General features: G+C 62.1%; 19 protein-coding genes. 6 read left to right on the plus strand and 13 right to left on the minus strand.

Annotation, left to right across the window (positions count from 1 at the left end):
- Positions 1 to 242: 242 nt before the first annotated feature.
- The 6 genes from lpxK to ACZ9BX_RS11425 all read right to left on the minus strand — a co-directional run bounded on the left by lpxK (position 243) and on the right by ACZ9BX_RS11425 (position 6,105).
- On the minus strand, positions 243 to 1,286 hold the full coding sequence (gene lpxK / locus ACZ9BX_RS11400; RefSeq protein WP_476217925.1) for a tetraacyldisaccharide 4'-kinase: 1,044 nt from the start codon (positions 1,284 to 1,286) through the stop codon (positions 243 to 245).
- Positions 1,287 to 1,389: 103 nt separating this feature from the next.
- Positions 1,390 to 2,109, minus strand: coding sequence for an HAD family hydrolase (locus ACZ9BX_RS11405; protein WP_027507810.1), 720 nt, complete (start codon positions 2,107 to 2,109; stop codon positions 1,390 to 1,392).
- A gap of 8 nt (positions 2,110 to 2,117) precedes the next feature.
- On the minus strand, positions 2,118 to 3,437 hold the full coding sequence (waaA, locus tag ACZ9BX_RS11410; RefSeq protein ID WP_476217927.1) for a lipid IV(A) 3-deoxy-D-manno-octulosonic acid transferase: 1,320 nt from the start codon (positions 3,435 to 3,437) through the stop codon (positions 2,118 to 2,120).
- Between the two features lie 181 nt (positions 3,438 to 3,618).
- Positions 3,619 to 3,858 carry a DUF4170 domain-containing protein gene (locus ACZ9BX_RS11415; RefSeq protein WP_476219980.1) on the minus strand — a complete coding sequence of 80 codons (240 nt, stop codon included), beginning with the start codon at positions 3,856 to 3,858 and terminating at the stop codon, positions 3,619 to 3,621.
- A gap of 61 nt (positions 3,859 to 3,919) precedes the next feature.
- Positions 3,920 to 4,729, minus strand: coding sequence for a 3'(2'),5'-bisphosphate nucleotidase CysQ (locus tag ACZ9BX_RS11420; protein ID WP_476217929.1), 810 nt, complete (start codon positions 4,727 to 4,729; stop codon positions 3,920 to 3,922).
- A gap of 29 nt (positions 4,730 to 4,758) precedes the next feature.
- Complete coding sequence (locus tag ACZ9BX_RS11425; RefSeq protein ID WP_476217931.1) at positions 4,759 to 6,105, minus strand: TldD/PmbA family protein; 1,347 nt, start codon at positions 6,103 to 6,105, stop codon at positions 4,759 to 4,761.
- Positions 6,106 to 6,224: 119 nt separating this feature from the next.
- On the opposite strand from ACZ9BX_RS11425, the gene ACZ9BX_RS11430 reads away from it, so the two are divergent.
- Positions 6,225 to 8,033 (plus strand): monovalent cation:proton antiporter-2 (CPA2) family protein, encoded by a 1,809-nt coding sequence (locus ACZ9BX_RS11430; RefSeq protein ID WP_476217933.1) that lies wholly within the window; start codon positions 6,225 to 6,227, stop codon positions 8,031 to 8,033.
- Here the strand turns inward: ACZ9BX_RS11430 and ACZ9BX_RS11435 are convergent.
- From ACZ9BX_RS11435 to ACZ9BX_RS11445, 3 genes are read right to left on the minus strand one after another with little or no spacing between them, the layout of a single operon-like run.
- Complete coding sequence (locus ACZ9BX_RS11435; RefSeq protein WP_476217935.1) at positions 8,030 to 8,911, minus strand: patatin-like phospholipase family protein; 882 nt, start codon at positions 8,909 to 8,911, stop codon at positions 8,030 to 8,032. The genes ACZ9BX_RS11430 and ACZ9BX_RS11435 overlap by 4 nt on opposite strands.
- Positions 8,912 to 8,937: 26 nt before the next feature.
- Entirely contained in the window at positions 8,938 to 9,498 is a 561-nt protein-coding gene (gene rsmD / locus ACZ9BX_RS11440) for a 16S rRNA (guanine(966)-N(2))-methyltransferase RsmD (protein ID WP_132559438.1), read from the minus strand.
- Positions 9,479 to 11,356 carry a pseudouridine synthase gene (locus ACZ9BX_RS11445; RefSeq protein ID WP_476217938.1) on the minus strand — a complete coding sequence of 626 codons (1,878 nt, stop codon included), beginning with the start codon at positions 11,354 to 11,356 and terminating at the stop codon, positions 9,479 to 9,481. The genes rsmD and ACZ9BX_RS11445 overlap by 20 nt, the downstream gene beginning before the upstream one ends.
- Positions 11,357 to 11,447: 91 nt before the next feature.
- Here ACZ9BX_RS11445 and ACZ9BX_RS11450 point away from each other — a divergent pair, with 91 nt between their 5' ends.
- Together ACZ9BX_RS11450 and ACZ9BX_RS11455 are read left to right on the plus strand one after the other, a co-directional pair.
- Positions 11,448 to 11,885, plus strand: coding sequence for a nucleoside deaminase (locus tag ACZ9BX_RS11450; protein ID WP_476217940.1), 438 nt, complete (start codon positions 11,448 to 11,450; stop codon positions 11,883 to 11,885).
- Positions 11,882 to 12,190 (plus strand): hypothetical protein, encoded by a 309-nt coding sequence (locus ACZ9BX_RS11455; protein ID WP_476217942.1) that lies wholly within the window; start codon positions 11,882 to 11,884, stop codon positions 12,188 to 12,190. Before ACZ9BX_RS11450 ends, ACZ9BX_RS11455 begins: the two co-directional genes overlap by 4 nt.
- Positions 12,191 to 12,202: 12 nt before the next feature.
- On the opposite strand, the gene ACZ9BX_RS11460 is transcribed toward ACZ9BX_RS11455, so the two are convergent.
- The 4 genes from ACZ9BX_RS11460 to ACZ9BX_RS11475 all read right to left on the minus strand — a co-directional run bounded on the left by ACZ9BX_RS11460 (position 12,203) and on the right by ACZ9BX_RS11475 (position 17,956).
- Positions 12,203 to 12,826: a hypothetical protein gene (locus tag ACZ9BX_RS11460; RefSeq protein WP_476217944.1), complete on the minus strand. Its 624-nt coding sequence runs from the start codon at positions 12,824 to 12,826 to the stop codon at positions 12,203 to 12,205.
- 139 nt (positions 12,827 to 12,965) lie between these two features.
- Positions 12,966 to 15,866 (minus strand): isoleucine--tRNA ligase, encoded by a 2,901-nt coding sequence (gene ileS / locus ACZ9BX_RS11465; protein WP_476217946.1) that lies wholly within the window; start codon positions 15,864 to 15,866, stop codon positions 12,966 to 12,968.
- 243 nt (positions 15,867 to 16,109) lie between these two features.
- Entirely contained in the window at positions 16,110 to 17,093 is a 984-nt protein-coding gene (locus ACZ9BX_RS11470; protein ID WP_476217948.1) for a bifunctional riboflavin kinase/FAD synthetase, read from the minus strand.
- A gap of 14 nt (positions 17,094 to 17,107) precedes the next feature.
- A complete protein-coding gene (locus ACZ9BX_RS11475; protein WP_476217950.1) occupies positions 17,108 to 17,956 on the minus strand; it encodes a TIGR01459 family HAD-type hydrolase in 849 nt (282 codons plus the stop codon).
- A gap of 351 nt (positions 17,957 to 18,307) precedes the next feature.
- Here ACZ9BX_RS11475 and groES point away from each other — a divergent pair, with 351 nt between their 5' ends.
- From groES to ACZ9BX_RS11490, 3 genes are all read left to right on the plus strand, one after another.
- Positions 18,308 to 18,604, plus strand: coding sequence for a co-chaperone GroES (gene groES / locus ACZ9BX_RS11480; protein ID WP_004675403.1), 297 nt, complete (start codon positions 18,308 to 18,310; stop codon positions 18,602 to 18,604).
- Between the two features lie 56 nt (positions 18,605 to 18,660).
- The gene (groL, locus tag ACZ9BX_RS11485) at positions 18,661 to 20,301 is read left to right on the plus strand and encodes a chaperonin GroEL (RefSeq protein WP_100773020.1); all 1,641 of its coding nucleotides are present in this window, start codon (positions 18,661 to 18,663) and stop codon (positions 20,299 to 20,301) included.
- A gap of 642 nt (positions 20,302 to 20,943) precedes the next feature.
- Positions 20,944 to 21,396 carry a hypothetical protein gene (locus tag ACZ9BX_RS11490; RefSeq protein ID WP_476217953.1) on the plus strand — a complete coding sequence of 151 codons (453 nt, stop codon included), beginning with the start codon at positions 20,944 to 20,946 and terminating at the stop codon, positions 21,394 to 21,396.
- The last annotated feature ends 39 nt before the right edge of the window (positions 21,397 to 21,435 follow it).

Here is a 21,435-nt window from a genome sequence, read left to right on the forward strand (position 1 = left end):
GCGCTTCCGCCGAAGGCTGGCTCTCGCTTTGCGACATCTATGCCGAGGACTCGTCGATAGAGATTGGCAGCGTCTGGTTTTCGCCGCGGATACAACGAACGCGCGCCGCCGCGTAAGCCGTGTTTCTATTGATGCGGCATGCACAAGGCGGTGATCGAAGCTTGGCTCGACGAGAGCAATTTTGGCTCTGACGGCATTGCCAAGGTCAGTCTTTCCGAAATCCGCGGCAGGCGCCCCTAAACTCACCCGGACTTCCGGCCTTTCCTCAGCCGCCGCTCCCGGCAGGCTTCAATCGCACGATCGATTATGAGACCGGGCGCCTGCGGGTCTTCGAAGGCCATTTCGACTTCTATGACGCGGCATTTGGCGGCGAGTTCCTCTGCCTTGCCATGGTGTCCGGCAAGCCGCACGAAGTCCTTCGAGGTCGTGACGATCAGCAGGTTTTCGCGTTCGGCGGTCGACAGCAGATCGGTGATCTCATCGTCGCTCAGGTGTTCGTGGTCGCCGAAGGATCTGCCAATCGCGATTTCGGCGCCGAGCGACTCCACCGTCCGGAAAAACTTGTCCGGATCGGCAATGCCTGCGAAAGCCAGCACCTTCCGGCCGGTAAGATCGTTCTCGCCGCAAACCTTCAGCGATGCGGTAAAATAGGGTTTCGCGGCGCGGGCAGCCATGCGGACGATCGCGTCGGCGGCATTGGCCGTCCCCACCTTCAAAAGCGCGCTGGCATAGCGCATCTGCACGGAAATCGGCGCGCGCACCGGGCCACCCGGCACCGTGTGCCCATTGCCGAGGCCGCGCGTCGCGTCGATGACGAGCAATGCGTAGTCGATCTCCAGCCGTGCGCTCTGGAAGCCGTCATCCATGATAATGAGGTCCGCGCCTTCTCTCACCAGCCTTTCGGCGCCTTCGACGCGGCGGCGGGAAACGACGGTCAGCGCCTCGCGGGCAAGCAGCAGCGGCTCGTCGCCGACGGCGACCGCACGATGATGGGCGGGATCGACGACCACCGTGACGTCCAGAGAGCCGCCATAGCCACGGCTCAGGAAGCCGGGCTTCAGTCCCTTGGCCTTGGCGGCACGGGAGATCGTCAGCGCCGTCGGCGTCTTTCCGGCACCGCCGACGGTGAAGTTGCCGATGCAGATGACGGGAACAGGAAGGGAGGCGCGGCGCGCATGGACCATCCGGTAGCCGGCGATCCGTCCATACAGGAAGGAAAAGGGCGAGAGCGCCCATGCCCGCCAATCAGCTTTCGTCCACCAGAACGGCGGCGCCTCGGATACCATATTTGCCGCCCTACGCTCCTCCGGTGCCCTCCGGCAACCGGCTGCCCCCTCGACTGGCGGGAAAGAAAGGGCAAAATTGCAGAAAAAGCAAGCTTCGGTGAAATCACGCCGGCTGATGGTCCGGAAGAAGCGCCTCGAGTTCGGTGATATCATTGAGGCAATAATCGGCTGCCGCCGCCAGCGATTCCCGCGAGCCTGTGCCCGTCAGCACGGCGACCTTGAGCCCGGCCTCGGCATTGTGGCCCATATGCAGATCGTGATTGTTGTCGCCGACGACCGCCACTTGCGCTGGCGTGAGCCCCGTCGCCTTACAGAAGCCGAGGACCATTCCAGCATCCGGCTTGCTACCGAAACCGCTGTCGTAGCCGGCGATGTAGTCGATGAATTCCGCGAAGCCGAAGCGCTGCGCCGTCTGGCGGATGGAGCGCTCGTTGTCGCTGGACGCGACCCCGAGCTTGAAGCCGCGGCGATGCAAGCGCCCGAAGAAGGCGGCAAGATCGGTGACCGGGACGGAGAAGTCTGCGGCATGGGAAAAGAGTGCGTCGAGCTTGATCGTCATTTCCGCGACATCGAGCCTGGAACCCGCCGCGACCAGCCCCTCGGCGATCTGCCTGGTGTTGCCGGCGGCCAACAGACTGTCGGGCACGATATGGCCGCTCACCGGGTCCATCCCGGTCGCCTTCAGCAGATGGTCGGCCAGAGCCGGATCGTCTTGCGAGGCGATGCGCGCCAATTCGCGGTTCACCGGCAGCCAGCTTTCATCGTAATCGAGCAGCGTGCCATCCTTGTCGAAGAGAATTCCCTTGATGTTCGCAGCCGTCATCTTTTCCTTCAGCCCTCTGCCATGGTCTTCGGCAGCAGTCTTGCCTTCACCGTGAGCGGATTGATGTAAGGCTCGAGAGACTTCACCGTCGCCGTCAGCGCGCCGCGCATTTCCTGCACGGCCATGATACCAGCCTCGATCATATTGCGCCGCGCCTCGTCATTGATGAGCAGATAATGCACGCCCTTGGCCAGCATCTCGGTATCGCGCACCATGCGGGCGCTGCCGCGGCGGGCGAGCTTCTGATAGGCGTCGCGGAAATTCTGGACGTTGCTGCCGGAAAGCACCGCACAGCCGAGCATGGCTGGCTCCAGCGGGTTTTGCCCGCCTTCGGCAAAGAGCGAACGGCCGACGAAGGCAACTTCCGTCAGTCGCAGGTAAAGACCCATTTCGCCGATCGTATCACCGAGAAAGATGTCGATATCCGGCGACAGCACGTCGTTACGCGTGCGGCGGGCAACCTTGAGGCCCTGCTTGACGAGCATTTCCTCGATCTCATCGGAGCGCTCGGGATGGCGCGGCACGATGATCGTCAGCTGGCCGTTGCGCTCCTTCAGCGTTCGATGGACGACTGCCGCGGCATTCTCCTCGCCCTCGAAGGTCGAGATCGCGGCCCAGGTTTTGCGGTCCCCGATCTGCTTCTTGTAGCGGGCGAGGACGGATGCGTCATAAGGCGGTGCGTCGGTATCGACCTTGAGATTGCCGGAGGTCGTCACATGCCTGGCGCCGAGATCGCGAAACCGCTCGGCATCAATATCCGACTGCGCGATGACGAGCGCGAGATTTTCAAAGAGCGCTTCGGCAATGGACACGCGCCGCTGCCAGCGCGCGAAGGAGCGATCCGACATGCGCGCATTGACGAGGATCTGCGGAATGCGGCGGCGGCCGAGTTCCATGACGGTGGCCGGCCAGATCTCGGATTCCGCGATGATGGCGCAATCGGGCTGCCAGTATTCCAGGAAGCGGCTGACGGCAGGTTTCAGGTCGAGCGGCACATATTGGTGGATCGCCTCGTTTCCGATGCGCTCGGCGGCGAGCCTTGCCGAGGTTATAGTTCCGGTGGTCAGGATCACATGAATATCGCGGCGGCGGATTTCGCGGATGAGCGGAATGACAGCGTTGGTCTCACCGACGCTTGCGGCATGGAACCAGACAAGCGGCCCCTGCGGCCGGTTTGCGCTAGCATAACCAAAGCGCTCCGTGCGGCGCGCACGCTCTTCCTTGCCCTTCGCGGTCCGGTAGGCGAGATAGGCACCGACCAGCGGCGAAGCGACTACCCCCGCGGTCCGGTAGACGCCCAGCGCGAACCGCGCTCTCGGCGAACTCATCTAAAACGCCTCCGATCAGCAATGATCGACATCAAACCCATTCCCCAATTATTGTTGCGGCCGGAATGACCGAGTAATTTGTTCAGAATGCGTCAATCGATAGCGCGCATCTGGCAATGCGCGGGACGGCGCTGCCGATTGAGCGGCCATCGATGCATAAAACGCTTAAAAATCAGTTGGTTCAGGACTGATCCTGCGGGTCGAGCAAGCGGTGCATATGAACAATGAAATAACGCATATGCGCGTTGTCCACCGTCGACTGCGCCTTGGCCTTCCAGGCCGTCAGCGCAGAGGCATAATCCGGGAAAATGCCAACGATATCGAGATCGTTCAGATCGCGGAATTGAACGTCGGTCAGGCTTTCCAGTTCGCCGCCAAATACGAGATGCAAGAGCTGCTTTTTGCCGCCAGATTCCGTCATTTTCTTCTCTTTCTTTTCTGGTCTCCTCCGCGCTTTCATCTGCGGGATTTTGACGCAAACGTCAACTGCTTCGTATGCCAGCAAGCCCTTCGAGAAACTCCGCAACGCGAGGGCCGGCAGCGCCGCAAAGCTCGGCATGACTGACCTCAGGACGGTTGTAGAGCACCGCGCGCCCATCGAGATCGGTCAGCCGGCCGCCGGCGCGTTCGAGGATGAGATCGGCGGCCGCAAGATCCCAATCATGCGAATTGCGCTTGACGAAGGTGCCTTCGAGACGGCCGTCTGCGACCATCGCGATGCGATAGGCGAGCGAGGGCACATGCTTCACCCTTTCGATTTTCCGCCGGAAAGGATCGGGGGACGCCTTCAGGATGTCTTCGCCGATCGCAAAACGGCTGACGGTATCCGGTCCCTTGGCGGATACGGCTATTGGCTTGCCGTTCTTCGTCGCGGAACCGGCTTCGACCGCCTCGAAAAGCTCGTCTAGGGCGGGCGCGTAAAGCACTCCGGCAACTGGCCTGCCGCGGTGGACGACGGCGACGCTGACACACCAGAGATCTAGGCCGCCAAGGAAGGCGCGCGTGCCGTCGATCGGATCAATGACGAAAAGCGTCTCAGCCGACAGACGGGCGGCGCTGTCTTCGGTCTCTTCGGAGAGCCAGCCGTAATCCGGCCTGGCGAGGCGCAGGATGGATTCAAGCTTTTCGTTGGTGGCGAAATCGGCAGCGCTGACGGGCGAGCGCCCCCCATTCTTCCACCAGACTTCCGGCGACTGATTGAAGAAGCCGAGAGCGACATCACCCGCCTGCTTCGCGGCATCGGCGATCAATTCGAGATCGCTCCGCCAGCGGGCCGTTTGAACGTCACTCATTGCATCAATCCAATTCAAGGTCAGGGCGCTTAGCGTCCCGCCAGCGTCATACCCTCGATCGCCAGCGTGGGAGACGCAACGCCGTACTTGCGGTCGATGTCGTTTGCGGGCGTCACGTGCATGAACATCTCCTTGAGGTTCGAAGCGATCGTCACTTCGGAGACAGGGAACGTCAATTCACCGTTTTCGACCCAGAAGCCGGTCGCGCCACGGCTGTATTCGCCGGTGAGCATGTTGACGCCCTGGCCGATCAACTCGGTCACATAGAAGCCGTTCCCGACGCTCCGGATCAGCTCTTCGGGCGAGATATCACCCGGCTCCAGAGCGAGGTTCGTCGAAGCGGGCGTCACCGAATTGCCGCTGCGCACGCCGCGGCCGTTGGTTTCCATGCCGATTTCACGCGCCGTCGCAGTCGAAAGGAACCAATGCTTCAGGACGCCGTCCTCGATCATCACCAGCCGCTCGCCCGAAATGCCTTCGCCGTCGAAAGGACGCGAGGACGGGCCGCGGACGATCAGCGGATCATCGGTAATCGAAAGGCCATATTTCAAGACCTGCTGGCCCATCTTGTCGCGCAGGAAGCTGGATTTGCGTGCAACCGACGCGCCATTGATGGCGCCGGCGATATGGCCGACAAAACCGCGAGCCATGCGCGGATCGAAGACGACGGTAACGTCCTTGCCGGTATCGACCTGGCGCGGATTGAGGCGCTTGACCACGCGCTCGCCGGCGCGGCGGCCGATCTCGGCGGCATCGTCGAGCTCGGAATAATAAAGACGGCTGTCGTAATCGTAATCGCGCTCCATGCCGGTGCCTTCTCCGGCAATGACGCTGACGGAGCGGCCGAACCGCGAGCCCATATAGCTGCCCTCGAAGCCGTGCGAGGTGACGAGGACCATTCCGCCGTAGCCGGCGGAAGCCCCGCCGCCGGACGAGTTGGTGACACCCTTGACCTCAAGTGCCGCGGCCTCCGTCGCAAGGGCTGCCTCGCGCAACATGCCGGCGGAAACCTCCGCCGGATCGAACAGCTCCAGATCGGGATAGGACTTCGCAAGCCGCTGCTCGTCCGCAAGGCAGGCGAAGGGATCTTCGGGCGAGACTTTCGCCATCGCGACAGCACGTTCGGCGAGCGCCTGCAGATCGAAACCGGGATTGGCGGAAACGCTCGCGACCTTCCGCCCAACGAAGACGCGCAGCGAGAAATCGTCGCTTTCAGACGATTCCGTGCCTTCGACTTTGCCGAGGCGGACGCTGACGGATTGCGAGCGCGAGCGCACGACAACCGCATCGGCGGCATCGGCACCAGCCTTTCTGGCGAGATCGATCAACTGGCTTGCACGGGAAAGAAGTGTCGAGGAGTCTATTTCTGAGGACATGAGTTGGCCTTTCCTTGGGCTTCCATTTATTGTGCACTTCCGAAAGCATCAAGGCCGCGGCCGCCGATTCTTTTTCGCGCGGCTTGCGCGCATCCCGCCATTGAAAGAAACTCCGCGACATGTCCGCCCCCAATGCCCTCTTTTCCGAAACAATCCTGCTGCTCGGCGGTGCGGTCGTCGCCGCGCCCATTTTCAAGAAGCTCGGGCTCGGCACGGTGCTCGGCTATCTTGCCGCGGGCGTCGTCATCGGCCCGATATTTCACGGCATTACCGACGGCGAACAGATTTTGAGCGTTGCCGAGCTCGGTGTCGTCTTCCTGCTCTTCATCATCGGCCTCGAGCTGAAGCCGTCGCGGCTATGGCAGATGCGCCGGGATATCTTCGGTCTCGGCACCGCGCAGGTAATGCTGACGGGATTGTCACTGACGGCGCTTGCTTATCTCTCCGGCGTGCTCGATTGGCGGGGGAGCATCGTTGCGGGCTTCGGGCTGGCGCTTTCCTCCACTGCCTTTGCGATGCAGATTCTCGACGATGACGGCGAGGTGAACACAAAATACGGGCAGCGCTCCTTTTCGATGCTGCTCTTCCAGGACCTGGCGATCGTTCCGCTGCTCGCGCTGATCACCATCCTCGACGGCGAAACCGGCAGCAATGCGCCGCTTCTGGATTTTGCTATCGCGGTCGGCGCCGTCGGCGCGATGATCGTCATGGGACGCTACCTGCTGACGCCGCTTTTCCAAGTGATCGCAAGGACTGGCGCACGCGAGGCGATGATCGTCGCCGCCCTCTTCGTCGTTATGGGATCGGCAAGCCTGATGCAGTTCGCCGGGCTTTCCATGGCCATGGGCGCGTTCCTCTCCGGCGTCATGCTCGCCGAATCCTCCTACCGCCACGAACTTGAGGCGGATATCGAACCTTTCCGCGGTGTGCTGCTTGCTATCTTCTTCATGGCGGTCGGCCTGTCGCTGGAACTTGAGGTGCTGATCGACAACGCGCTCTTCATCGTCGCCGCCGTGCCGATCGTGATGGCCGTCAAAGCGCTGATCATCTACGGCCTCTGCCGGGTGAGCGGCTCCTCGCACGACGATGCTATCCGCATTGCTTTCCTGCTGCCGCAGGGAGGCGAGTTCGGTTTCGTGCTGTTCACGACCGCGGGTGCCGCAGGCCTTATGCCCTTTAGCACCGCATCGCTTCTCGTGGCGATCGTTACCCTCTCGATGGCGCTGACGCCGCTCGGGGCAGCACTTTCGAAGCGCATGCTGAAAGGCGACGAGCAGGAGGAGCTCGATGAGGATTTCGAGGGCGCGGGCGCCGATGTGCTGATGGTCGGCTTCTCGCGTTTCGGCCAGATCGCCGCGCAGATCCTGCTCGCGGGCGGGCGGGACGTAACCGTCATCGATTTCTCCGCGGACCGTATCCGCCAAGCTTCGTCCTTCGGCTTCCGTATCTACTTCGGCGACGGGACACGAAAGGACGTGCTGCGCTCGGCCGGCATCGAAAGGGCGAAAATCGTCATCGTCTGCACGCAGAAGCGGGAAATCACCGACAAGGTCGTGGACCTCGTGCAAGCCGAATATCCGCATGCGAAGCTGTTCGTGCGCTCCTATGACCGCGTCCATTCGATCGCGCTTCGCAACAAGAACGTCGATTATGAATTGCGCGAAACGCTGGAATCCGGCCTGCTGTTCGGTCGCCGCACGCTTGAAGCACTTGGGGTCGACGAGGCGGCCGCTTTCGAGATCGGCGAGGATATCCGCAAGCGCGATGAGGAGCGGCTGGCGCTTCAGGTAACCGGCGGGCTGCAGGCGGGGCGCGACATGCTCTTCTCGCAGCCGGTCCGGCCGGAACCGCTGGTGAAGCCGAAGCGAGCCATGGATTTCGACGAAGACCCGCTGGCGGGCACGGCGGAGGTCACGGCAGACGCCTAAGCCCTGAGGCGGGCTTCGAATTCCTGATCGAGTGCGCGCTTCAGTTCGTCCTTGACGCCCGCCGACATCGCCAGCACTTCGCGCGCCTTGAGAAAATCCATGACGCCGGTGCGGCCGACGGCGGGGCGCAGGAAGATCTGCGGCGACTGAAGCTTGAGTTTCAGCGTGATTGCCGTCTGCATCATCAGCTGGCCGGAACCGAAAATGCTTTCCATGCGGTTTGGAATATGCGTGCCGTCGCCTTCCGGCGCGCCGACGACATCGACGCCGATGACGATATCGGCGATATCCATCAGGCACTCGTAGGGAACCGGATTGCTGATGCCGCCATCGATCATCACCCGACCGTGGAGGCGCACGGGCATGAAGACTGCTGGGATGGAAGACGATGCGGCGAGCGCCGGAAACAGCGCTCCTTCGCCGATGATGACTTCGCTCTGCCCGTAGTAATCGGTCGTGATGACGTTCATCGGAATAGGCAAATCTTCGAAGCGATCGGGCAGGCCGGCCGGCAAGAAGGCCTTGAGGATGCGCTCGAGATTGAACTGGCCGATACGGATGCCCTTTGCGACGGCATCCCGGACCGTCTGCGGCCGAAGACCCCAGATGCGGCTGACGACAGCTGTCCTGTTGCCGACCGTCATCAGCGCGTGCTCGCGGATCGCTTCGCCCGTCATGCCGGCCGCCATGCCGGCACCCATGATCGCGCCGATCGACGCGCCGGAAATCGCGACAGGGCGGATACCGAGCTCATCCAGCGCCTCAATCACGTGTATATGGGCAAGCCCACGTGCGCCGCCGCCGCCGAAGGCGATGGCCACGGTCGGCATGCCGCTTGGAACAGGCATGTCGTTACTCGCAATAACCGCCTGCCGCACGAACTCAACTCCGGATGACCCGCCGCCTACAGAGGCTGGTAGCGGAAGAAATGTACCCTTGTATCGCCGAAGACACGGTCTTCCAGAAAGAGATAGGAAGGATCGGCGGAAACGGCAACATCCGAACGCTCTTCCAGAACGGCGATCGCGCCCGGCGCGAGCCAGCCGCCCTTGGCGGCAGCGGCCATCGCCTTTTCGCCAAGACCCTTGCCATAGGGCGGATCGGCGAAAAGCATGTTGAACGGCTCGAGATTGCCAACGGAGCCCAGATCCGTGGCGTCACGCCGCAGGATGCGGGTGCGGCCGTGAAGACCGAGGGCGTCGATATTCTCCCAGAGAAGCCCCCTTCCCTCGACGCTGTTTTCGACGAAGAGCGCATGACGGCAGCCGCGCGAGACGGCTTCAAGGCCGACGGCGCCGGTGCCGGCAAAGAGATCGAGAATCCGGGTGCCGTCGATGCATTCCGGATAGGCGTGACTCAGGATGTTGAACAGGCTCTCCCGCGTCCGGTCGGCAGTCGGCCGGATATCATTCGACTTCGGTACGGCGAGCGACCGTCCGCGAAACTCACCGCCGACGATCCGCACCGCGCGTCATTCCCTTTCCTTTTGGTCCACCCCGCGAAGGCCCACCCGAAGGCTTGCCGCCACCGCCCGGCCGATCGCCCTTGGGCTTGCCGGAGAAATTCTTGGAGCCGCCACCCGGCTTGCCGCCGAAGCTCTTGCCACGCGGTTTGTCGCCCGCAGGCTTATCGCCAAACGGCCTTTCGCCGCGCGGACGTTCGGAGCGACCCTCGCCGGGAGCGCTGCGGGCAGTGCGCGGACGATCGCCGAAGGAACGAGGACGCTCCTCACCCTCTTCGCGTGGTCGGCGGTCAACACGGGGCTTGTCGCCAAAAGGACGGTCACCACGCGCGGGACGGTCACCGAAAGAACGGGGACGTTCGCCACCCTCAGCACGTGGTCGGCGATCGCCGCGAGGCTTGTCGCCGAAAGGCCGATCCCCACGCGGAGGACGGTCACCGGACGGGCGGTCGCCACGAGCCGGGCGGTCGCCAAAACCGCGATCCGGGCGTGCAGGACGATCGCCGAATGAGCGCTTGCGGCCAAAACCCTCCCCGTCATCCTTGGACTTCGGCGAAACTTCGCTGGAGCGGATCCACTCGCCTTCTTCGTCGCGGGCGCGGTTGATCTGCACACGTGGCCGGTCGTCGCCGTAGCTGGAGGGCTGCGGCTTACTGCCGCCCGGCTTCTCGCCACGCTTGCGGGCGGTCTCGGCATTCTTCGCAGCCTTGGCGGCCGCCTTTTCGCCGAGCGGACGGGCGCCGGGTGCCATCCACACGTTGGCGTTCCTGCGGCTGCCAACTGGGGGGCGCTTGGGCCGGTCGTCTTCCTTTCTGCCACCATCGCGGCCGCCTTCACGACGGTCATCCCGGCGATCGTCGCGCTTGGTGTCGAGGCGGCTCAGTGCACGCTCGCGCTTGTCTTCCGGCTTCCACGAACGTTCGCGGCGCTCCGGCCTTGCTTCAGCCTCTTCTTCGGCAGCAACAGCGGGGCTATTGTAGATCGGCGCGTCGAAATTCGCCTTGGCGTCCTCGATCAGACGCGGACCAAGCTGGTCGCGGAGGGTGCGTCCGCGCACTTCGACAACCTCGCGCTCCGGCAGGTCGCCGAGCTGGAACGGGCCGTAGGAAATACGGATGAGGCGGTTTACGTCGAGGCCGAGAGCGCCGAGAACGTTCTTGATTTCGCGATTCTTGCCTTCGCGCAGGCCCATCGTCAGCCAGACATTCGAACCTTGTGTACGGTCGAGCGTCGCTTCGATCGCGCCGTAAAGCACACCGTCGACGGCAATGCCGTCCTTCAGCTTGTCGAGCGCCTCCTGATCGATCTCACCGTGGGCACGGACGCGGTAGCGGCGCAGCCAGCCGGTGGTCGGCAGTTCGAGCGCGCGGGCAAGACCGCCGTCATTGGTCAGCAGCAGCAAACCTTCGGTATTGATGTCGAGCCGGCCGATCGACATGACGCGCGGCAGCTCTTCCGGAAGATTGTCGAAAACCGTCGGGCGGCCTTCCGGGTCGGAATTGGTGGTCACGAGGCCGGCCGGCTTGTGATAGAGCCAGAGGCGCGTGCGCTCGATGCCGCGGATCGGAACGCCGTCCACTTCGATCTTGTCGGCGAGCGTCACGTTGACGACTGGCGTGTCGAGCGTCTTGCCATTCAGCGTGACGCGGCCTTCCATGATCATGCGCTCGATGTCGCGGCGCGAGGCGACGCCTGCGCGCGCCATGACCTTGGAGATGCGTTCCGCCTTGGTCTCGCCTTCGGCCTCTACGGCTGCAGCCTTCGTGGGCACGCTTCTTGCCGGTTTGCCTTCGGTTTTCGGCCGCGCATCGCGCTCGAAGGGCTTGCCGCCCGGCCGTTTTGGCTTGTCTTTGAATGTCATTTGTTGTTTGCCTGCCTTTTGGGGCCTGTCTATCAGGTCACGCCCCTGCGGTTAAGTGGGAATTTGCCGGATCGTGAAGACAAATTGGTTTATGGAGATGGCGCTCGACGAAGCGCGGGCGGCGGGCGGGCGCGGCGAAGTGCCTATCGGCGCCGTGGTGGTGCTTGATGGCGCCGTCGTTGCGCGCGCGGGCAACCGGACGCGGGAACTCAACGATGTCACGGCGCATGCCGAGGTCGTTGCGATCCGGATGGCCTGCGAAGCCCTAGGGCAGGAGCGTCTGGTTGGAGCCGATCTCTATGTGTCGCTGGAACCTTGCACCATGTGTGCGGCGGCCATCTCGTTCGCGCGCATCCGCAGGCTTTACTACGGCGCAGAAGATCCGAAGGGCGGGGCGGTCGACAACGGCGTGCGGTTCTACGCACAGCCAACATGCCATCATGCGCCGGAGGTCTATTCCGGTTTGAACGAAACGGAATCAGCAGATATTCTCAGGACGTTCTTCGCCGAAAAGAGGCAGCTGCCATGACACCGGCCATCCTTGTCCTCGCCGCCATGATTGCGCTCGCTGCCTGGGCTTACTGGGCAGTCGCGCCGGGTGCCGAAAAAATCCCGATGCAATGGTCTTTGCGGGGCAATGTGAATTGGTCGGCGCCGCGGCTTATCGCTTTCGGCTTTGTGCCGGTGCTCGCCATCGCCATTAGCATCCCAATAACTGCGAGCGGCCTGATCGGCGCAAATGCACTTCTGCTCCCCGCCTGCATTCTCTTCGGATGTCAGTTGCTGCACATCGTACTCGTCCGCCGCTGGTCCGCGGCGCCGCGGCAAGCCTGAGATGGCCTGAACTTACTGAAGGAAGTTCCACCACTTCTTGCCGGTACCGGCGACGGCGGCATCCTTCTTGCGCTGCTTCGCCTTCTTGAGTTCGGGCTCCCCGAGATCTTCCAGCTTGGCGGGATCGTCGACCTGACGATAGGTCGTCGGCGGATCGGAAATGTAGCGGCGCTGATCGAGATAGGCACCCTTCTGCAGGGCGCGGGCTTCGCGATAGGCCTTGGTCTGCGCGTCCGTCGTCTGGCGGCCGCCTTCCACGCCGTTCTTGGCGAGCGGCGAGACGTAGGTGTACTTGTCCTCGTTCTCGTCCGCTTCCTTAACGAGGCGTGCACGGGTTTCTTCCGGCGACTCGACCCACTGAGGATTTTCCTTGCTGGCGATCGTCTGCTGCGGCTCGACCAGCGTTTCCTTCGACGCTTGGGCCGGCAGGACCAGCGTCGGGCGCGGCGTGTACTTGACGCCCTTGTTCTTCGGCTCTCGGGGAGCCAAGGACACGGACTGGCCGAGATCGTCGCCGAGCTGCGACATCGCCGTCGTGCCGGTGCCGTAGGTCGGGCTGCAGCCGGACGCTATCGAGCCCGCCGCCACAACAACAGTCAGGCAAGCGCCTACACGGAACCAACGCTTTGCTAACATGAAAACCCTTCCAGCCATGCCGGTGCAATCATCGCCCTACCGGATAATCGTCCCCCTGACGTAAAAATCCGGCCATTTTCAGGCAGCTTTTACCGGATGAACTGCAAAAGAGCAATTCATCCGGCAATTTTCTTCAGTATTACAATCCGAGTTCACGCAATGCAGCAGCATCGCGTGCCGATACATCCGGATACTGCGGATCGGAGCCGACATCCTTGGTGATACGCCAGGAACGGGCGCATTTGGTGCCCTCGGCAAGCTTTGGCTCGACGCTGACGCCTGGAACTTCCGGTAGCCGGAAGGCTTCAACCGGACCTTTGCCGCCATCAACGCCGATGTCCGAGGTGATGCAGATTTCCGAGAAATCCAGGCCGTCGAGAGCGGCACGAAGCGCGCCGTCCGTGACATGCACGACGGGTGCCGCTTCCAGCGACGAGCCGATCCGCTTGTCCTTGCGCTCGATCTCCAGAGCGCCGGTGACAACCGATCGGATCGCACGGACCTTCTTCCACTTGGCAGCCAGCGCCTCGTTCCTCCATTCCGCCGGGATTGCCGGGAACTGTTCGAGATGAACCGAGACCGCCGATGGATCGCGCGACAGCCATGCCTCTTCCATCGTGAAGGGCAGCATCGGCGCCATCCAGGTCACCATGCAATCGAAGATGTTGCGGATGACATGGAGGGCCGCACGGCGGCGCAGGCTCGACGGCGCGTCGCAGTAGAGCGCGTCCTTGCGGATGTCGAAATAGAAGGCCGAGAGTTCGACATTGGCGAAGTCGATCAGCGCGCGGGCGATCTTCTTGAAGTCGAAGGCATCGTAATTTTCGCGCACGAGCTCATCGAGTTCCGCCAGGCGGTGGAGCATCAGCTGCTCCAGCTCCGGCAGGTCGGCGAGCGCGATCACCTCGCCCTTGTCGTGGGCAAGCGTGCCGAGCATCCAGCGGATCGTGTTGCGGAGCTTGCGGTAGGCATCGACGTTCGTCTGGATGATCGTCTTGCCGACGCGCAGGTCGTCCGCATAGTCGGAGGTCATGACCCAGAGGCGGAGGATATCCGCACCTGCATCCTTCATGACTTCCTGCGGCGCAGTCACGTTGCCCTTGGACTTCGACATCTTCTCGCCCTTCTCGTCCATGGTGAAGCCATGGGTGAGGACGGCATTGTAGGGCGCGCGGCCGCGGGTGGCGGCCGATTCCAAGAGTGAGGAGTGGAACCAGCCGCGATGTTGGTCCGAGCCTTCAAGGTAGAGGTCGGCCGGCCATTTGAGGTCCGGGCGGTCTTCCAGCGTGAAGGTATGCGTCGAGCCCGAGTCGAACCAGACGTCGAGGATATCCATGACCTGCTTCCACGGCTCGTTCGCCTTCTTTCCGAGGAAGCGCTCACGCGCGCCTTCGGCGAACCAGGCGTCGGCGCCTTCCTTTTCGAAGGCTTCGAGGATGCGGGCGTTGACCTCGTCGTCCTGCAGGATCTGGCCCTGCTCATCGACGAAGACGCAGATCGGCACGCCCCAGGCGCGCTGACGCGAAAGCACCCAGTCGGGGCGCTGTTCGATCATGGCGCGCAGGCGGTTCTGGCCGGCGGCCGGCACGAAGCGGGTCTCGTCGATCGCGTTCAGCGCGCGGGAGCGCAGCGTCGCGCCGTTGCCAAGTTCCTTGTCCATATAGACGAACCACTGCGGCGTGTTGCGGAAGATGACCGGCTTCTTCGAGCGCCACGAATGCGGATAGGAATGTTTGAGGCGGCCGCGTGCGAAGAGCGCGTGACGGGCGATCAACGCCTTGATGACGCGCTCGTTGGCATCGCCCTTCTTGCCGCTGTCGTCGATGACGCGCGCCGCGCCGCCTTCCGCGTCCGGACCAAATCCGGGCGCATCGACGGTGAAGAAGCCCGCGTCGTCGACCGGGAACGGGATCGTGGAGGAGATGCCGCGCGCTTCGAGCTCCCGTACATTGTCCATCCAGGCATCGAAGTCTTCGCGGCCGTGGCTGGGGGCCGTATGGACGAAACCGGTACCGGCATCATCGGTCACATGCTCGCCATCAAGCAGCGGCACATGGAAATCATAGCCGCCGCCCAGGCCATGCAGCGGGTGCGCGCAGGTGACGGCGGCAAGTTCATCCGCTTTGATATCGCGAACGAAATTGAAGGTCACCTTCGCCTTGGCTGCGGATTCCTCAGCCAAGCGCTTGGCAAAGATCAGCTTCTCGCCCGGCTGCGGACCGAAGTCGTTCTCGGCGGTCGCAACTTCATAGAGACCGTAGGGGTAGCGCGACGAAAACGCGATCGCCCGGTTCCCGGGGATCGTCCAGGGAGTCGTCGTCCAGATGACCACGAAGGCGCCGGCCAGGGCGGCAGGGCCTTCCGCGACCGGAAACTTCACCCAGATCATGTCGCTTTCGACATCGGCATATTCGACCTCGGCTTCCGCCAGCGCCGTGCGCTCGACGACTGACCACATGACCGGCTTGGAGCCGCGGTAGAGCTGGCCGCTTGTCGCGATCTTCAGAAGCTCGCCGGCGATGCGGGACTCCGCGTGGAAGTTCATCGTCGTATAGGGATTGTCGAAGTCGCCTTCGATGCCGAGGCGCTTGAACTCCTCGGACTGCACCTTGATCCAGCCGGCGGCGAAGTCGCGGCATTCCTTGCGGAATTCGTTGACCGGAACCTCGTCCTTGTTCTTGCCCCTCTCGCGGTACTTCTCCTCGATCTTCCATTCGATCGGAAGGCCGTGGCAGTCCCAGCCGGGAACATAGTTGGCGTCAAAGCCGCGCATCTGGAACGAGCGGTTAATGACGTCCTTGAGGATCTTGTTCAGCGCGTGGCCGATATGGATGTTGCCGTTGGCATAGGGCGGGCCGTCGTGGAGGACGAATTTTTCGCGCCCGGCGGCAGATGCGCGCAGCTTCTTGTAGAGGCCCATCTGCTGCCAGCGGGCGACGATTTCCGGCTCCTTCTGCGGCAGGCCGGCACGCATCGGGAAGTCGGTTTCGGGCAGGTAGAGGGTCTTCGAGTAGTCGATCTTTTCGGCTGTGTCGGTCATGTTCAGCAATCGTTTCTAAGCGCCTTCAAGGCGCGACGGCTTCAAAAATGTCTGGTGACGGAAGCGCTCGTTTGCCCAAGCGCCAAAAACCCGGACCTTCCGGCGGCTTAGCGCGCGCGGAAGGCCGGGCCGATAATTCGCATCGCACTCGGCAGCCGGACGTTATTCATAGCGCCGGTTCATAGGCGTTTTTACCGGGAAAAGGAAGAGGGATTTGAGCCCGCGCGAACCAGCGTCGCGGCGTCAGACGAAACAAAGCTTGAGGTCGAGTTCGCCAAGCGGCCGGACACCCGCAAGCAGCGCCCTCGCCTCCTGCTCGTCGCGCTTGATCTGGTCAACGAGCGGTTCCAACCCCTCGAACTTCAGTTCGGGCCGCAGGTAGCCGAAGAAGGAGACGGAACAGGTCCGGCCGTAGAGGTCGCCACTGAAATCGCAGAGGTAGGTCTCCAGTAGCGGCGTGCCGTTTTCGATCACCGTCGGGCGGCGGCCGTAGCTCGCAACCCCATCGTAAAGCCTGCCGTCGTCCAGGCGGAATCGAACGGCATAGATGCCGGCGGCAAGTTCGGCCTCCGGCGGAAGCTGCATGTTGGCAGTTGGGAAACCAAGCTCGCGGCCAAGCTTTTCGCCGCCGATTACCTCCGCCTCTAGTGTGTAGCGGTAGCCAAGCTCCGCTGCGGCTTCGCTGACATTGCCGTCCTTCAGGAGCGTGCGGATATAGCTTGAGGAGACGACCTCGGCATTCTCGTCGCGGAAGGCGTCGATCAGCGTGACGCCGAAGCCGTATTTGTGACCGGCATCCATCAGGAAGGCCGGGCCGCCCTCGCGGTTCTTGCCGAAATGGAAATCGAAGCCGGTGACGACTTCGGAGGCGCCGAGCCAATCCTTCAGGATGCCGTGGATGAAATCGTCCGGCGAGCGCTGCGAGAATTCGCGGTCGAAGGGATATTCGATGACGGCGTTGAAGCCGAGCGTCTCCAGGATGCGAGCTTTCAGCGGCGCCGGCGTAAGACGGAAAACCGGCGTTTCCGGCCTGAAGACGGTGCGGGGATGCGGCTCGAAGGTCAGCACTAGCGCCGGGATGCCGCGTTCCTTGGCGATTTCCAGCGCGCGGTTCAGCACCGATTGATGGCCGCGATGCACGCCGTCGAAATTGCCGATGGCAATCACCCCGCCCTTCAGATGAGCGGGCAAGGGTTCGCGGGTTTCATTGCGGTGGAAAACGGTCATCGGCGGGCTTCTTCTTATGCGAGGCGCGGCATCCACCACTTGGGCGCGGCCCTCTCGCGTTCGAGATAGGCATGCAGGATCGCCTCGTCGGTCTCGCCGTTCAACGTGTATTCCTTCGCGTGAATACCGCCGCTGATATAGAGAAGATCGAGGCCGTAATCGAGAGCGCCGCGCACATCCGTCGGCATGCCGTCGCCGATGGCGAGAATGCGGCTCTTCGGGAAATCGCCGTGGAGTTCGTGCGCGGTTGCCAGCACGGCGTCGTAGATCGGCGCGTGCGGCTTGCCTGCAATGCGGATCTCGCCGCCAAGCTGGTGGTAGTAGGCAGCCATGGCGCCGGCGCAAGGTATGATGCGATGGCCGCGCTCGACGACGAGATCGGGATTGGCGCAGATCATCGGCACGTTGCGCGCCTGAAAATACTTGAGCATCTCCGTATAGTCTTCCGGCTTTTCCGTCTCGTCGTCGAAGAAGCCAGTGCAGACCACGGCTTCAGCCTCCTTCGCATCGACGCGCTCAACACCGAGGCCTTCGATGAGCGCCAGATCGCGGTCAGGGCCGAGCAGGAAGACCTTTTTCGGGCCTTCGGCAATCAGGCGCCGGGTAACATCGCCGGAGGTGACGATGCGGTCATAGGCACCGTCTTGGATGCCGATCTGGCGAAGCTGGGCGACCACCTGCGGGGCGATGCGCGGGGAATTGGTGATGAGGATGACGGCTAGCCCCTCGCCGCGTGCGGCCTCCAGTGCGGTGGCGGCCTTCGGGAAAGGATCGACGCCATTGTGAAGCACACCCCAGACATCGCAGAACACCGCATCATACTGACTGGTGATCTCCGCAAAACTTCCAATCCGCTTGGCCATCCGATTTCCCGATTTGCTTTCAGTCAGGCGTGACATTGCAAAGGCATGCGGCGATGGCAAGGGATTTTCAGACGATCGCCGGCAAAAACCGCGGGAGGATTGCCAGAGAAACGCGACGGCTTCCGCAAGCCCGCCGAAGCTCAGGCAGTCAAAGGCATCGAATCGGCCAATGCTTCAGACAATTCCCCACCCTCTTCACAATTCCGGCACAAAATTCCGTGATGGGTCTTCTTGACTCCTTCTGGAGCCATCCCTAAATGCTCGGCGGTAGCACTCCTCAACGGAGAGTGCTAGCACTCATCCATGTGGGCCGCCCGGCCTGCGAATGTCATTTGATCGAGGGATTAGACAATGGCAAGCACCAACTTCCGCCCCCTTCACGACCGCGTCGTCGTTCGCCGCGTTGAATCCGAAGAAAAGACTAAAGGCGGCATCATCATTCCCGACACCGCCAAGGAAAAGCCGCAGGAAGGCGAAATCGTCGCCGTCGGTTCCGGCGCTCGCGACGAGTCCGGCAAGGTCGTCGCTCTCGACGTCAAGGCTGGCGACCGCGTTCTGTTCGGCAAGTGGTCCGGCACCGAAGTCAAGATCAACGGCGAAGATCTGCTGATCATGAAGGAAGCCGACATCATGGGCATCATCGGCTGATCCAGCCGATCGCTTTTTCCCGAAATTGCTGACAACCCTATTCTGGAGTTTTCAAAATGGCAGCTAAAGAAATTAAATTCGGCCGCACCGCGCGCGAAAAGATGCTGCGCGGCGTCGATATCCTCGCTGACGCAGTCAAGGTAACGCTCGGCCCCAAGGGCCGTAACGTCATCATCGATAAGTCCTTTGGCGCTCCGCGCATCACCAAGGACGGCGTCTCGGTCGCCAAGGAAATCGAACTTGACGACAAGTTCGAGAACATGGGCGCCCAGATGGTCCGCGAAGTTGCTTCGAAGACCAACGACATCGCCGGCGACGGTACCACGACCGCGACCGTTCTGGCTGCGTCGATCATCCGCGAAGGCAACAAGGCGGTTGCCGCCGGCATGAACCCGATGGACCTCAAGCGCGGCATCGATCTTGCCGTTGCTGAAGTCGTCAAGGATCTCCAGGCCAAGGCCAAGAAGATCTCGACCTCGGAAGAAGTTGCGCAGGTCGGCACGATCTCTGCAAACGGCGACCGGCAGGTCGGTCTCGACATTGCCGAAGCCATGCAGAAGGTTGGCAACGAAGGCGTCATCACCGTCGAAGAAGCCAAGACCGCCGAAACCGAACTCGAAGTCGTCGAAGGCATGCAGTTCGACCGTGGCTACCTCAGCCCGTACTTCGTGACTAACCCGGAAAAGATGGTTGCTGACCTCGACGACGCCTACATCCTTCTGCACGAGAAGAAGCTCTCGAACCTGCAGTCGATGCTCCCGGTTCTCGAAGCTGTCGTCCAGACCGGCAAGCCGCTGCTCATCATCGCTGAAGACGTCGAAGGCGAAGCGCTTGCAACACTCGTCGTCAACAAGCTGCGCGGCGGCCTGAAGATCGCTGCCGTCAAGGCTCCGGGCTTCGGCGACCGCCGCAAGGCCATGCTCGAGGACATCGCCATCCTGACGGGCGGCACGGTGATCTCCGAAGACCTCGGCATCAAGCTCGAGTCCGTTACCCTCGACATGCTCGGTCGCACCAAGAAGGTTTCGATCTCCAAGGAAAACACCACGATCGTCGACGGCGCCGGCGCCAAGTCGGACATCGAAGGCCGCGTTGCCCAGATCAAGGCGCAGATCGAAGAAACCACCTCCGACTACGACCGCGAAAAGCTGCAGGAACGTCTTGCCAAGCTCGCCGGTGGTGTTGCCGTCATCCGCGTCGGCGGCTCGACGGAAGTCGAAGTGAAGGAAAAGAAGGACCGCATCGACGACGCCCTCAATGCGACGCGCGCTGCTGTTCAGGAAGGTATCGTCCCCGGCGGCGGCGTTGCCCTGCTCCGTTCCTCCGTCAAGATCACGTCCAAGGGTGTGAACGACGACCAGGAAGCCGGCATCAACATCGTTCGCAAGTCGCTGCAGTCGCTGGTTCGCCAGATCGCTGACAACGCTGGTGACGAAGCTTCGATCGTCGTTGGCAAGATCCTCGACAAAAATGACGACAACTACGGCTACAACGCCCAGACGAGCGAATATGGCGATATGATCGCCATGGGTATCGTCGACCCGGTCAAGGTCGTCCGCACGGCTCTGCAGAACGCAGCTTCGGTTGCTTCGCTGCTGATCACCACGGAAGCCATGATCGCCGAGCTGCCGAAGAAGGACGCTCCGGCTGGCATGCCGGGCGGCATGGGCGGAATGGGCGGTATGGACATGATGTGAGACTGAGGTCTCGCATCTGAGCCATCCGGTTCAGTTCAGGAAGGGCGGTCTTCGGGCCGCCCTTTTTGTTTTGAGCGCGATTCACAGCTGCGCATGCGCGGGGCAAAGCCGCCGACTTGGTAAAACGTTTAACTTGGCTTGCCCTCCTGCCGCCACCAGCCTGGAGCTTGCGCCAAGCTTGCGCCGCCAGATTTTCGGTAAGCGCTCAAATCCCGATCCGAGACGCATTTGCATAGGCAGAAACTGCCGCTTTGAGATGTGAAATTCGTCATAATCGATCAGAAATTGAGGATTTTTCATCTTCTGTCGGCTGTTTCAAGACACGTTGCCGGCCGCACGGCCTTGGCGCGCTAGGGAATTAGCCTTGAAAAAGCCGTTGCCGTTTGGCGAAAAGCTCCTATAAATCCGCGCTGCAATTGATGCGCGTTCGAGGAACGTTTTTCGCCCGCCAGCGACGCCGCAACGCGATTGTAACATGCGCGAACATTCGGCCACGAACGTCTCCGCGATAAGCAAGAGCAAGCCTCAATGCCCCCGCCGGCGATCGAGGTTCCAGACCGCAGGCATGATGCCCGGCGCCGTATGACCCTGTTTCGCTCAGACTACAGCGCAGCGAAGACTGCGCCCGAACCGGGGAACCCCTTGTTTAAGATCGCCAAAGCAACTGTTGCCGCCCCCTTGATGCCTGGCTCGCTGGATATGGCCCATCACAACCAGGAAATGCTTGCGCAGTTTTCGGTTTCGGAGTCCTGGACCGGAGAATTTTCGAGCGGTATCATCCGCCTCGGCGATTGGAGCAGCACGCTGCATGGCTTTTCGATGCAGGAATGCGGCCTTTTGAGCCTGCTGCGCTGCTACGATCCGAAAGATCGCGCCCATATCCTCGCGCTTTTCGAGCAAGCTGCAACGCTTTCATCGTCCTTCTGTTTTTCCACCACGATCATCATGCCGAACGGCCTGCTCCAGCCGGTTTTCTGCATGGGCGAGTCGAGCGGAGTGGAGGAAAAATTCAGCGGTAGCATGGCGGGAGTCTTCCTCTTCCCACGCTTCAAGCTGGAAGGCGCCAACCAGACCGCAGGCCGCCAAGCTTCCTAGGAATAGAAAAGGCCGGTCCTGTGGCCGGCCTTAACTAGA

The organism is Rhizobium sp. USDA 3886, from assembly GCF_056279785.1.

What these genes read in the sequence shown, in the direction of transcription:
- lpxK (WP_476217925.1), bottom strand. Translation starts at nt 1,286, where the DNA reads ATGGTATCCGAGGCGCCGCCGTTCTGGTGGACGAAAGCTGATTGGCGG.
- ACZ9BX_RS11405 (WP_027507810.1), bottom strand. Translation starts at nt 2,109, where the DNA reads ATGACGGCTGCGAACATCAAGGGAATTCTCTTCGACAAGGATGGCACG.
- waaA (WP_476217927.1), bottom strand. Translation starts at nt 3,437, where the DNA reads ATGAGTTCGCCGAGAGCGCGGTTCGCGCTGGGCGTCTACCGGACCGCG.
- ACZ9BX_RS11415 (WP_476219980.1), bottom strand. Translation starts at nt 3,858, where the DNA reads ATGACGGAATCTGGCGGCAAAAAGCAGCTCTTGCATCTCGTATTTGGC.
- ACZ9BX_RS11420 (WP_476217929.1), bottom strand. Translation starts at nt 4,729, where the DNA reads ATGAGTGACGTTCAAACGGCCCGCTGGCGGAGCGATCTCGAATTGATC.
- ACZ9BX_RS11425 (WP_476217931.1), bottom strand. Translation starts at nt 6,105, where the DNA reads ATGTCCTCAGAAATAGACTCCTCGACACTTCTTTCCCGTGCAAGCCAG.
- ACZ9BX_RS11430 (WP_476217933.1), top strand. Translation starts at nt 6,225, where the DNA reads ATGTCCGCCCCCAATGCCCTCTTTTCCGAAACAATCCTGCTGCTCGGC.
- ACZ9BX_RS11445 (WP_476217938.1), bottom strand. Translation starts at nt 11,356, where the DNA reads ATGACATTCAAAGACAAGCCAAAACGGCCGGGCGGCAAGCCCTTCGAG.
- ACZ9BX_RS11450 (WP_476217940.1), top strand. Translation starts at nt 11,448, where the DNA reads ATGGAGATGGCGCTCGACGAAGCGCGGGCGGCGGGCGGGCGCGGCGAA.
- ACZ9BX_RS11455 (WP_476217942.1), top strand. Translation starts at nt 11,882, where the DNA reads ATGACACCGGCCATCCTTGTCCTCGCCGCCATGATTGCGCTCGCTGCC.
- ACZ9BX_RS11460 (WP_476217944.1), bottom strand. Translation starts at nt 12,826, where the DNA reads ATGTTAGCAAAGCGTTGGTTCCGTGTAGGCGCTTGCCTGACTGTTGTT.
- ileS (WP_476217946.1), bottom strand. Translation starts at nt 15,866, where the DNA reads ATGACCGACACAGCCGAAAAGATCGACTACTCGAAGACCCTCTACCTG.
- ACZ9BX_RS11470 (WP_476217948.1), bottom strand. Translation starts at nt 17,093, where the DNA reads ATGACCGTTTTCCACCGCAATGAAACCCGCGAACCCTTGCCCGCTCAT.
- ACZ9BX_RS11475 (WP_476217950.1), bottom strand. Translation starts at nt 17,956, where the DNA reads ATGGCCAAGCGGATTGGAAGTTTTGCGGAGATCACCAGTCAGTATGAT.
- groES (WP_004675403.1), top strand. Translation starts at nt 18,308, where the DNA reads ATGGCAAGCACCAACTTCCGCCCCCTTCACGACCGCGTCGTCGTTCGC.
- groL (WP_100773020.1), top strand. Translation starts at nt 18,661, where the DNA reads ATGGCAGCTAAAGAAATTAAATTCGGCCGCACCGCGCGCGAAAAGATG.